Below are 12595 nucleotides of genomic sequence, written 5' to 3' on the forward strand. Positions count from 1 at the left end.
TCAAAGCAATATGTCTGTTATTTAGTAAAAAAAGGAATAGTTGAGTTGGAGGATGGTTTGATCAATAGAGAACAAGCAAATGAAGCGGTGGCAGCAATGAGAGATCCAAGTCAGCCACTTAGGAGGAAAAATCCAGAAAACGAAAATACAAATAACCTTTCTACAATGTTGCTAAAAACGCGAATAAAAAATGAGATGGAACGTGGTAAACTGCTTGAGGCGAAAGCTAAGGCTGAGATTGGTGAACTTGTAGCAGTAGAGGAAGTAAAGCGCGATGCATTTAATGTAGCAAGAGTTGTCCGTAATAATCTGCTTAATATTCCAAATAGAGTTTCAGCGCTGCTTGCATCACTGAGTGACACTGAAAAAATTCATGGAACATTGACCGAGGAAATTACAAACTCACTTGAAGAGTTATCTAATATTAAATTTTAAATAATGGCTGATAACTTAAGTTTAGAATTAATAAAATGCCTCATCAATCAACCTGGATTAGATGTTAATGTCAGAGGATTAAATGGAAAGACACCACTACATTGTGCTATAGAATTTGATGAATTAAGCATGGTAGATTTGTTACTCACGAAGAAGAACATTAATCCTTTTGTGGAAGATAATGAAGGTAAAACATCTCTTGATTACGCCAAAGAAGGGAAAAAAGCAGAAATATTACAAGCGCTAATTAATAACAAATACGGATCAGAACAAGATAACTTACTTCATTTAGCTGCAATGATAGGTGAAGTTAATGCAGTTAGATATTTGATAGGAAAAGGTGTTGACGTTAATGTACGAAATGCTCTGCATCATACGCCATTACATCTAGCAGCAGGCATAGGACATGCAGAAGTTGTAAAGATTTTGATAAGAGAAGGAAATGCTGAAATTGATGTCTTTGATGCACGAAATCAGACACCAATGCACTATGCAGTTAACAACAAAAAATTGGAGATAGTAAAGTTACTGCTAAAGCTAGGTGCAGATGTAAATAGCGCACGTATAGGACAAAACTCGATGAAATTATCACCTGTTCATATAGCTGTAAGTAATACTAATTACGATGAAAGAGACTTATGTCTTGATATCCTCAAATGCTTAATAAAGGAGCCTAATGCTCAAGTCAATTTGCAAGACTACGAAAGTAAAACACCACTACATTACGCTGAAAGACTTAAAACAATAGAAGTTTTACTAACGCGAGAAGATATAGACCCTCTGGTAAAAGACGATAGCGGCAAGACACCATTTGATTACGCTAAACCTGAGATAAAAAAGGCTTTGATGAGTAATAAATACGGTTCTGAGAAGAATAGTCTACTCCATTTAGCTGCACAAATGGGAGAAGTTGAGCTTGTAGATGCAATTTTAAAAGAAGAAATTGATATTGATATTTCAAATAATAAAGGTCTATCACCGATTTACCTTGCTGCAGAAAAAGGGCATTTACATGTAGTAAAGTTATTGCTGAAAAAAGGAGCAAATTATACACCTGTTCTGCACTTAGCAATCAAATCAAACAATTTAGAGTTACTCAAAGTTTTGTTTACTGAAAAAAATGGGGCATTGCTCTGCAGAGATACCGTTGTTAATTTTCCAACCATTCATAATAAATATATAGCACAGAGAGAAATAGCAGATAAAAGGATGAAAAAACATAATAATATTATCTGCATCTGTATTACAGTTAGCGCAGTAGCAATGGCAGCATATATAGGTTTAACAGCAACAACAATAAGCAGTGCAATCATTTTTGCAACAACAACAGGGATATTTGCGCTTATTATAGCACTAATGATAAGTGAGATGAGCAAAAGATATATAGAAAAGGAATTTCAGAAAAAGATGTTTATGGAACTGGAGGAGTGTAGTTCTACTGTTAATGATATCGAGATAGAACCAATTATGAGTAGATGCAGACAATGATATACGCCACATCTTTTTCTGAAGGTTTAAGACCAGATCCACTACTTAAAGTATCAGAGTGGGCGAATGAGTATCGAGTTCTAGCATCAACTGCAGCATCAGAGCCAGGTAAATGGAGAACAGAAAGAACTCCTTATTTAAAAGAAATAATGGATTCACTATCACCATCTTCACCTGCAGAAAAAGTAGTATTCATGAAAGGAGCGCAGATTGGGGGAACAGAAGCAGGAAATAATTGGATTGGCTATATCATCGATCAAACGCCAGGGCCAATGCTAGTAGTACAGCCGACAGTTGAAATGGGAAAACGTTGGTCAAAGGGAAGATTTGCACCACTGATTGAAAGTACACCATGTTTAAAAAGTAAAGTAAAAGACCCAAGATCAAGAGACTCAGGCAATACTGTACAAAGTAAGGAATTTCCAGGTGGAATAGTAGTAATAACTGGAGCAAATAGCAGTGTAGGACTTCGTTCTATGCCAGTAAAATATCTCTTTCTTGATGAGATAGATGCATATCCAGGAGATTCAGGAGGAGAAGGAGATCCAGTTTTACTCAGCATAGCTCGTACCAATACATTTGCACGGCGAAAGATTTTTTTAGTATCAACACCAACAATTCATGGAATAAGCAGAATTGAGAAGGAATTTGAAGCAACAGATAAGAGATATTTTTTTGTACCATGTCCGCATTGTAATTACTATCAAGTTCTAAAATGGTCACAAATAAAATGGGAAAATAACGACTCAAGAACAGCACATTATGTCTGCACTGAATGTAGCGGCAAAATAGAAAATCATCAAAAGACAGAGATGCTAGATCGTGGAGAATGGAGACCTACTAATAGAGTAAAAGGTGAGAAAAAAGGATTTCATCTTTCAAGTCTTTATAGCCCAGTTGGTTGGTATAGTTGGCAACAAGCAGTAGAAGATTTTCTCCATGCAAAAGAAAGTGAACAATTACTGAAAGTTTGGATAAATACTACGCTTGGAGAAACTTGGGTAGATAAAGGAGAAGTACCTGATTGGAAGCAATTATTTAACAGGAGAGAATTTTTTCAGATTGGCACAGTACCAAGGAGAGAAGTGGTACTTACTGCAGGAGTAGATGTCCAAAAAGATCGTCTAGAGGTGGAAGTTGTAGCATGGGGAAAAAGTCGTGAAAGTTGGTCAATAGACTACCGAGTATTTGAAGGAGATACAGGAGGTGGAGAAGTATGGGGAAAGCTTTCGGAGCTCCTCAATCATCATTTTATCGGTGAAAATGGGCTTGAATATATGATAAGTATGATGGCAGTAGATGCTGGATATGCAACGCAAGAAGTATACAACTGGGTAAGAGGTCATCAAGGATCTGGAAGAGTAATGGCAGTTAAAGGTGTAAATAAAGCCCTAGTGCCACTTAGCAGCCCAAGTAGAGTTGATATAACAGTTGGTGGTCAAAAGCTAAAAAGAGGAATAAAGCTATGGCCAGTAGGAGTATCGATATTAAAGTCAGAGCTTTTTCAATTACTTAATATTTTGAAAGAAGAAGAGAAAGTGCCAGCAGGATATTGTCATTTTCCGGAGTATGCACCTGAATATTTTAAGCAGCTAACGGCAGAGCAATTAGTCAGCAAGGTAGTAAAAGGATACACCAAACAAGAGTGGCAAAAAGTAAGAGAAAGAAATGAAGTACTAGATTGCCGAATTTACGCAAGAGCAGCATCTATTGCGCTTGGAATCGATCGTTGGCCAGAGAGTAAATGGAATAGTTTAAGTGAAAAGCCAGAAAGCAAAAAACCTAAAAAAGTGAGACAAAGCAAATGGTTGAATGAGAAGTAAGATGTACAGCGAAGAGTATTTAATTCAAGTCGAAGAAGCGATAAAGAAACTACAAAACGGAGAGCGAGTAGTATCAATTGCATATGGTGACCATGTGGTGAGATATGCTGAAGTTCAGATAAATGACTTGCTGAATTTACGGCAACGTATTAAGGCTGAACTGAAAGTTGCAGGTATGAAGCCTAAACGAAAGATTATTTTTGCAACAAATAAAGGAGTTATATGAGGGAAAATTTTCTGAGAAAAGTTGTAAAAGAGGAATATTCTGAATTTTTAGAGCAATTAAAAACTTTCATAAAACTATGGGACAATAGAGAGAGTTCAGTAAATGGAATAATAGATTTGTCACATTGGCAAGAAAATGTGGATTTTGAGTTAGCTAAAGAGAGTGGTATAGTTGGAGTAATTCATAAGGCAACGCAAGGAACAGAGTACATAGATTCAAAATACAAAGAAAGAAGAAAAGAAGCTGAAGACTTGGGTCTATTATGGGGTTCATATCATTTCGGTGTAGGGGAAGATGGAAAGGATCAGGCAAATCACTTTTTGAATACAGTGGGTAAAGCTAAAAATACAATTGTTGTTCTTGATATTGAAGAGAACGAAAGTGGAAAAAATATAGAACCAAGACAAGCAGAAGATTTTATTAAAAAAGTTCAAGAAGAAACAGGGCGTTCACCTTTAGTGTATGGAGGTGCTAAATTTTTGAAAGATTTTGCCACACCAATTTTGACTAAATGTCCATTATGGATAGCAAGATATGGAGATCAACCTGTTTTACCGCAAGGCTGGAATAAGTGGATTTTATGGCAATACACCGACGGTAAAAATGGTCCAGAGCCACATGAAGTAAGTGGAATCGGAAAATGTGACAGAAATAAATTTAACGGCACATTAAAAGAATTAAGAGAATTTTGGTTAGTATGATGCTGAAAAATTTCAAACAACTATTTAGCAAGCCAAAAATCAAAAGTTCAGCCTGGGATGCAGCAGGGTCAGGAAGAAGATTTTTTCACTTTCAACCAGAGTTAGGAAGTATAAACAATTTGCTGTCTCAAAGCCTTGAAACTTTACGTAGTAGATCACGTGATATGGTGAGAAAAAATCCATATGCAGCAAATATTATTGATACAATAGTAAGTAACTCTATTGGAACAGGAATAAAGCCGCAATCAAAAGCAAAGAATGCAGAATTTAGAAAGAAAGTGCAAGCATTATGGCTAAAATGGACAGATGAAGCAGATAGTAACGGAGTAAGTGATTTTTATGGTCTGCAGGCTCTAGTATGCAGAAGTATGATAGAGGGAGGAGAATGTTTTGTACGTTTAAGAACGAGAAAGCTGGAAGATAGATTTTCTGTACCATTACAACTGCAAGTACTTGAGTCTGAACATTTAGATAATAAAACAAATCAAACTTTAGGAAATGGTAATGTAATAAGAAACGGGATTGAGTTTAACAGGCTTGGGCAAAGAGAAGCATACTACCTATTTAAAGAACACCCTGGTGAAAATACCTTTGGAGAGTCAGTAAGAGTGCCAGCAAACGATGTTTTACATATCTATAGACCACTAAGACCTGGGCAAATTAGGGGAGAACCATGGCTTTCGAGTATACTTCTGAAACTTTATGAGCTTGATCAATATGATGATGCAGAATTAGTGAGAAAAAAGACAGCAGCGATGTTTGCAGGGTTTATTACGAGACTTGATCCTGAGGCAAATATTTTAGGAGAAGGTGAAAGTAATGAGCAAGGAGTAGCACTATCAGGTTTAGAGCCAGGAACAATGCAGCTTTTAGACCCAGGAGAAGATATAAAATTTTCAGAGCCATCAGATGTTGGAGGAAGTTATGAAGCGTTTATGAGACAGCAACTCAGAGCAATAGCGATTGGTACAGGGATAACATATGAGCAGCTAACAGGAGATTTAACCGGCGTTAATTATTCATCAATCAGAGCTGGATTAATAGAGTTTCGTCGTAGATGTGCTATGCTGCAACACAACATTATGGTATTTCAATTTTGCAGACCAGTATGGAGTAGATGGCTAGAGTTAGCAGTACTTTGTGGAGAACTACGTATAGATGAAAAAGTAGTAAAAGCAGCGAAAGAAGAAGTAAAATGGATACCACAGGGATTTGATTGGGTAGATCCACTGAAAGACCAGCAAGCACAGCAAATGGCAGTAAGGAATGGCTTCAAAAGTCGATCGGAAGTAGTATCAGAAATGGGTTATGATGTTGAAGAAATAGATCAAGAAATAGTAGAAGATCAGAGTCGTGCAAATAGTCTCAACTTAATGTTTGACTCTGATTGTAAAGGATTATGATGCTCTTAGGAAAACCATTAATGCTTGAACCAAGGAGTTTTGAGCTGCTATCGCTATACAAAGAAAAACAGCCAATTTTCAAAAATCTCAAGCACTCTATCAAAAGTAACGTAGAAAGAACAGCAATAATACCAATACATGGAATCTTGACGAAAAAACCAGGAGCCTTTGATGATATTTTAGGGATGACTTCATATGAGAAGATTCGAGAAGAGATAGAAAAAGCTTTAATGGATGAAGAAGTTGAAACAATACTTTTGGACATAGATAGCCCCGGAGGAGAAGTAAACGGTATTTTCGACTTGGCTGATTTTATCTATAGTGCAAGAGGAAAAAAGAGGATAATAGCAATAGCAAATGATGATGCATATTCTGCTGCATATGCTATAGCTTCTAGCGCTGAAAAGATTTTTCTCACCCGCACTTAAGGAATTGGGAGTATAGGAGTAATAGCAAGTCATATAGATCAAAGTAGGTTTGATGAAAAGCAAGGTATTAAGTATACCACAATCTTTGCTGGTAGTCGAAAGAATGATTTAAATCCACATGAGCCAATGACGTCTGAAAGTCTGGGAAGCCTACAAAAAGAAGTAGACCGACTATATGAAATGTTTGTGCAGCTAATAGCAAGGAACAGAGGTCTTTCAATTGAAAAGATTCGATCAACAGAGGCAGGGCTATATTTTGGGGAGAAAGCAGTAGAAATAGGCCTTGCAGACGGAATGACAATTCTTTCATCTATTAATAAAAATAGGAGTATTACTATGAATGAACAAACTACAAATGACCTAGAAACTGATAATTTAACCAAGTATCGTACTGAAGTTCTTGAATTAATACGTTTATGTAATTTATCGAAGATGCCAGAAAAGATAGGAGAATTTATTGAGCAAAGTGTAAGTGTTGAGCAAGCAAGGGAGGTTTTAATGGAATTACTTGCAGAGAGAACGAAAAAGACAGAGATACTGAGTGCAATACCACAGAATTCAGGAGAAGAGTTGATGATGCAGGTAGCGAAAAGTCGTGCGCAATCAAACATTTAAAGTATGTGTATAACCGCCGTGTATAACAACCACAAATATGGCGGTAAAAAAATAAAAAAAGGAGAGAAAAAGACATGATAAGTATAACTGAAGGAAATAATTTAGGAGATCTTCTGAAATATGAAGTGTCCAACTTATATTCAAGAGATCAGATAACAGTAACCAAGGGACAAAATCTAAAGTTGGGAACAGTAGTTGGTTATGATACTAAAGATGGTTTTATTAAAGCTTTAAATCCAACTGCCACAGATGGTACACAAACGGCGATAGGAGTGATAGCAAGCGATGTAAACGCAAAGGAAAATAGTAAAGGAGTAATTATTGCTCGTGGTGCCATGCTAGCTGATCATGCAGTTGTATGGCCAGCAAATATTAGTGAAGAACAGAAAGCTACAGCAATAAAGCAACTTGAAGGACGAGGAATCATTATCCGTAAAGCGGCCTAAAGCTATATTAAACAATAAAAAACACAAAGGGGGAAAAGAAAAAATGCAAAATCCATTTACAAATACAGCATTTAGCATGACGGCACTAACTGACCTTACCCAGAAAAAGTAGACAGAAAGTTAAGACGTTTTTGAAGTAAAATAAAACGTTTTTTCAAAGAGGTGTGGTATGACAAAAAGAAAAGAATATACAGCAGAATTCAAAATTGAAGCTATAAGACTAGTAAAAGAAACAGGTCAATCATCAGCAAAAATAGCAAGAGATTTGGGTATTAGCGGTAAGCAGATGGGTAAAAACATACAATGATAGAATGTCTGGAGTAGATGCGTTTCCAGGAAAGGGGAAAGTAGCTCATTGTGACAAAGAAAAGTTTGATTTAAAGAAAGAGCTGGCAAGAGTAACGAGGGAAAGAGACATTTTAAAAAAAGCCCTGGGATATTTTGCAAACCAAAAAGAGTAAAATATTCTTTTATAAAAGAACATGAAAACTGCTATAAAATACGGGAATTATGCAGATTTTTGAACGTATCTGCTTGTGGTTATTATAAATGGATTACTAAGGAAAAAAACAACAAAAAATCAATAAGAGAAGAGCTCATACAAGATATTCAGAAGGTATATCGATCATCACAATGCAGATACGGAGCTCCTAAAATTCACGCTGAATTAAAGGCTTTAGGTAAAAATTATAACATCAAAACAGTGCAAAATATTATGCAGAAAAATGGCATTCAAGCTAAGCTTAGACGAAAGTTTAAAAGTAAAAAACCACAAATAGACAATAGAGTTATAACTCCTAACATATTAAATCAGAATTTCATCGCTGATCAACCTAACAAGATATGGGTAACTGATATTACGTACATAAAAACTAATGAAGGATGGTTATATTTGGCAGCAATAATAGATTTATATTCACGCATGGTGATTGGGTGGTCAATGAGTAATGCAGTAAATAGGCAATTAGTTATAGATGCGTTATTCATGGCTATTGGTAGGCGCAAATCTCCTAAAAATCTACTATTTCATAGCGATCAAGGATCGCAATACACCTCTAAAAATTATCAATTTTTACTAAGTACAAAAAATATTACTTCTAGTATGAGTCACAAAGGTTGTTGTTATGATAATGCTGTTTCAGAGAGCTTTTTTAGTTCACTTAAGAGAGAGTTACTCATTGATACTTCACAACACTCTGTACAACAAGCTAAAACCGCAATATTTGAATATATAGAAATTTTTTATAATAAACAGCGTAGACATTCTACTATTAACTATTGCATTCCTGAGCTTTTTGATTCATCATTCTCATAGCAAAAACGTCTTAACTTTCTGTCTACTTTTTCTGGGTAAGGTCAGATGTCGTAGAGAAAAAGTTCGTACTTTTCACCTTGATTATCGTTTAATATCTTTTTGTCTTCTCTTTCTTGACTGCTACCATAATCAACATTATATGGAGGATCACAAACAGTAATGTCTGCCATTTTATCATCTAATACTGCTTTATATGATTCAACTACAGAGCTATCACCACAATAGATTCTATGATCACCTAAAATCCATAAATCACCTGGTTTTGTTATTTCTACTTTTTTGTCATCAACAACTAAGTCAGAAAGATCTTCTTCTTCACCATCTAAATCATCAAGAAAGTTTTGAACTTTTTCTAGCTCAAATCCTGTCATTTTTAAGTCAAACTGCAAATCTTCTAACTCTTGAATTTCTACTTTCAAAAGCTCATCATCCCACTTTGCCCAGTTAGCTGATTGATTGGCAAGTAGTCGAAAAGCTTTGGTTTGTGGTTCATTCAAATTATCACTTAAGACCACTGGAATGCTCTCCATACCAAGTTTTCTTGCTGCTTTAAGTCTTAAATGACCATCAACCACAGTTCCATCGCTTTTTGCAACTATTGGTATACGAAAGCCAAATTCCCGAATAGAAGCACACATTCTGTTGACCACATCGTCATTTTTACGTGGGTTACGCTCATATTCAACTAGGTTTCGAGTAGGATAGTAGTGGATTGCTAAATTCATATCTTAATAATTAAAAAGTTAATATTTAAAATATCTCTAACGCTAAAGAAGGCCTGGGGTCAGCACCACCAAATCCGCCATTCTGGCTGAAAGGACCCACTTTTTATGGATTTTTCGTCTTATTAATATCTTTACTAAAATTCATAACATAGAACATTAATGCCAAAGCATCCCCCTCATTATCATCTCTAGGTAAAAATCCTTTTCTCTTTACAGCTTCAATAACTTCACTCTTACTTGCATTACCTTTGCCTGCTATAAAGCGTTTGATAGTTTTAACATTAACACCTTGGTAGGGCACATGATGTTCTTCACACCAAGCAGAGAGAACTGCAAGAAAACCACCGTAGCAATGCGCTGCATCAGTTCCTAAATGTCTTCTTACTTCCTCAAAATACACTGCTTCAATGTTTGAGAACTTTTCCTTCATTTCATTTAGCCAGCTACGAAATTTTAAGAAGTGCATTCCACCTCCGCTAAAACGGCTACCATGAAAGCTTTTGCTTCCACTTTCAATTACTCCGTCATGCAGAATAGCCCAGCCCGTTTGTTTGCCGAGGTCCAGTGTTAGGATTGACATTTGCTATTATTAAAATTACAAGTAGCACTTACTCCAAAATATCGTCTGGTTTCTACAAAACACACTAGAAATTCATAGGTTTTTGTAGGCCAACAACGAGAATCATGTGCTACTGCAGAAAGTCGTTTTCTTATTATATATTCACCAAAATTACGAAAACTGTTCACTTTTTTTTTGCAAAGGATAAAAACCGTGTTAAACTTGCTGGCAAGTTTATTTTATAAGAGTAAAATTACTAAAGATAGCTTTCACTTGAGTTTAGAGGCTATTATAGACGTTCTTTCGTAAGTAGTGAAGTTTTTCCCCTAAAGTCACATCTAGCTTTAAAACACAGTTTTTGCCTTATTAAAAAAAATATAAATTCTCAATTACTTAACTTGCCAAAAGCCTAGATTTCTTTTGCTTTCTGTTTGAAGCACATCTACACTCAATGCCCCTATACTAATATATACCGAATTTCTCACTACTTTTTCCGGGATTTTCTAAAAAAAAGTTAAAATAATTTTAAATTACCAAAAGAATTAAAGAGAGCCTAAACTTTAAGAACCCGCTAAACGGAACTCCTAGACACCTTACTATTTGAGTTGAGAGGAGATTACACGAGCTTTTGATCCCCCTATCTAGATAACGCTATAATAGCCCTTTAAATGTTTTAAAGAATTGTGTTGCAGTAGGGAGATTGTTTTGACTCCATCCACTTTTTGTAAAGCTAAAGATACTAATGTTAGCAAACTCTATGAATTTAAGAATAACTGAAGAAACTACCATTTTTTAAGTCAGAAAAACCATTACTTACAATGCAATAATTTTCCAAAATCAATTATGTGTGAAAAGTAACCACTATCTATAACATCATCACTTACATCATTAACGTGGATAAGGACTGGACGACATGAAAAGCCTTTTGGACGATTTAGTGCATCTATTTTCTTTTGTACCTCTTGTATTATTGAATGACCAATTTTATCTTTTGAAAATTTGATTTCGCAAATGTAGAGAGTGTTAAACTTCGTTTGAATCATATAATCAATTTGACAACCTGCACTATTACGCGTTCTCTTCTGAAAAAATGGATTCTCGCTTATTATTTCATCAATTCCCAAGATGTTATGTATACTCTTTCTATTGTTCAGCACCAAATTTTCAAATTGAAGCCCAATAATTGTATACCACTCTGGTAAGAACCCTATAGAATAGGTGTCACGACTAATTTTTCCTAGATCTTTTTCGATATATTTTAGATAAAACCTTAAATAATTATCTTGAAGTCTGTACCTCCTGAGTCGTGAATCAGTACCAGTTTTTATACTCCAAGTATGATCCTTTGCAATAAAACCAGCAAGCTCAAGTTCATATAGATACTCAGAAATGCGTCCATGCCTTACGATATTTAAAGTAACACAAATTTCTTCTTGTTCTTTAGCTCCAGTAGAAAGAGCTCTGACTATTTGCTTATAAAAAGCCGTTTTTCGCATGAATAAATCTGAGAATATTTGATTAAATTCTTCAACTAAAAACCCACCTTTTGTAAAACAAAGCCTTTTAATATTTTCTTCAGCGCTATGTTTAAAATTTACCTCCTCTAAATACTTTGGAATTCCGCCAGTTACTGCAAGCACCTTAAACTTTTCATATGCTGAAATATTTTTTGGCCAAAATTCGTTGCAATCAGAAAGTGATAATTCTCCGAGTGTTAAAGTTAACGATATTCTCCCTACGAAACCAGTACTACTAAGTATATTTTTCTCGATCCAGGATGAAGCTGATCCACAAACAACGAAAATTAGCTTGTTATTATTTTTTAGCTGCGTATCCCAAAAATTTTTTATTTTGCCTAAAAAGGTTGGATCTTTTGAGCCCATCCAAGAAATTTCATCAAACAGCAATAATGTTTTTCCTGATAGTAGACGTTCACCAACTGCCCATAGTAAATCGCTCCAGTCATCATACCTAGCAAAAGATGTATTAAATTGTCTAGCAACTTGTCTAGAAAATTCATTAAGTTGGTAGGACATTGTAGTATGCTTTTCTGGTGGCAAACCTATAAAGGAGTAATATTGTTCAAAATACTTACCAAACTCTTGAATTAAACGACTTTTTCCTATACGACGCCTTCCTTTGACTACTACAAAAGATGCAGTATTTTTTTCTGTAAGCTCCAGTAATTGCTTTAACTCAGTTTTTCTACCAATAAATGATGGAGACATAAAATACGAAACATAAATCTTTATCTCCGTTATACGCGATAAAATTGGAGACGTAAATAAATAAATTTAGATCTTTGTCTCCATTTTAAGCAGTTTACGAGATCAGTAGCTTATGTTTATGGCAGCAACTTTTTTCCTTTAGCTTCATCTACAAATTATTTATAGAGATTACCTAAAGACTCAACTTAAGAATTTTAGATAAA

Annotated in this window: 9 protein-coding genes and 3 pseudogenes; 9 read left to right on the forward strand and 3 right to left on the reverse strand. The window is 35.2% G+C overall.

Features of this window, described 5'->3' with window-relative positions:
• The 9 genes and pseudogenes from BVG17_RS00370 to BVG17_RS09050 form a co-directional block, all read left to right on the forward strand.
• The coding region (locus BVG17_RS00370; RefSeq protein ID WP_143688914.1) for a hypothetical protein at nucleotides 1–435 on the forward strand (435 nt) is incomplete at its 5' end.
• Nucleotides 436–438: 3 nt separating this feature from the next.
• Nucleotides 439–1923, forward strand: coding sequence for an ankyrin repeat domain-containing protein (locus BVG17_RS00375; RefSeq protein WP_143688726.1), 1485 nt, complete (start codon nucleotides 439–441; stop codon nucleotides 1921–1923).
• On the forward strand, nucleotides 1920–3746 hold the full coding sequence (locus tag BVG17_RS00380) for a phage terminase large subunit family protein (protein ID WP_143688915.1): 1827 nt from the start codon (nucleotides 1920–1922) through the stop codon (nucleotides 3744–3746). Before BVG17_RS00375 ends, BVG17_RS00380 begins: the two co-directional genes overlap by 4 nt.
• A 1-nt stretch (nucleotide 3747) precedes the next feature.
• Nucleotides 3748–3972: a gpW family head-tail joining protein gene (locus BVG17_RS00385; RefSeq protein WP_143688727.1), complete on the forward strand. Its 225-nt coding sequence runs from the start codon at nucleotides 3748–3750 to the stop codon at nucleotides 3970–3972.
• Entirely contained in the window at nucleotides 3969–4673 is a 705-nt protein-coding gene (locus tag BVG17_RS00390; RefSeq protein WP_241654099.1) for a glycoside hydrolase family 25 protein, read from the forward strand. The genes BVG17_RS00385 and BVG17_RS00390 overlap by 4 nt, the downstream gene beginning before the upstream one ends.
• Entirely contained in the window at nucleotides 4670–6076 is a 1407-nt protein-coding gene (locus tag BVG17_RS00395; protein ID WP_143688728.1) for a phage portal protein, read from the forward strand. The genes BVG17_RS00390 and BVG17_RS00395 overlap by 4 nt, the downstream gene beginning before the upstream one ends.
• Nucleotides 6076–7119, forward strand: a pseudogene (locus tag BVG17_RS00400) (S49 family peptidase). Before BVG17_RS00395 ends, BVG17_RS00400 begins: the two are co-directional and overlap by 1 nt.
• A 74-nt stretch (nucleotides 7120–7193) precedes the next feature.
• Complete coding sequence (locus BVG17_RS00405) at nucleotides 7194–7565, forward strand: head decoration protein (protein ID WP_143688729.1); 372 nt, start codon at nucleotides 7194–7196, stop codon at nucleotides 7563–7565.
• 169 nt (nucleotides 7566–7734) lie between these two features.
• Nucleotides 7735–8880, forward strand: a pseudogene (locus tag BVG17_RS09050) (IS3 family transposase).
• Between the two features lie 44 nt (nucleotides 8881–8924).
• On the opposite strand, the pseudogene BVG17_RS00420 reads toward BVG17_RS09050, so the two are convergent.
• The 3 genes and pseudogenes from BVG17_RS00420 to BVG17_RS00430 form a co-directional block, all read right to left on the reverse strand.
• Nucleotides 8925–9605, reverse strand: a pseudogene (locus BVG17_RS00420) (ParB N-terminal domain-containing protein); the annotation flags it as partial.
• Nucleotides 9606–9708: 103 nt separating this feature from the next.
• Complete coding sequence (locus BVG17_RS00425; RefSeq protein WP_143688731.1) at nucleotides 9709–10185, reverse strand: crossover junction endodeoxyribonuclease RuvC; 477 nt, start codon at nucleotides 10183–10185, stop codon at nucleotides 9709–9711.
• 788 nt (nucleotides 10186–10973) lie between these two features.
• Nucleotides 10974–12392 carry an AAA family ATPase gene (locus BVG17_RS00430; RefSeq protein WP_143688732.1) on the reverse strand — a complete coding sequence of 473 codons (1419 nt, stop codon included), beginning with the start codon at nucleotides 12390–12392 and terminating at the stop codon, nucleotides 10974–10976.
• Nucleotides 12393–12595 lie beyond the last annotated feature (203 nt).

Origin of the sequence: Wolbachia endosymbiont of Laodelphax striatellus, from assembly GCF_007115015.1 — a bacterium.
GTDB lineage: Bacteria > Pseudomonadota > Alphaproteobacteria > Rickettsiales > Anaplasmataceae > Wolbachia.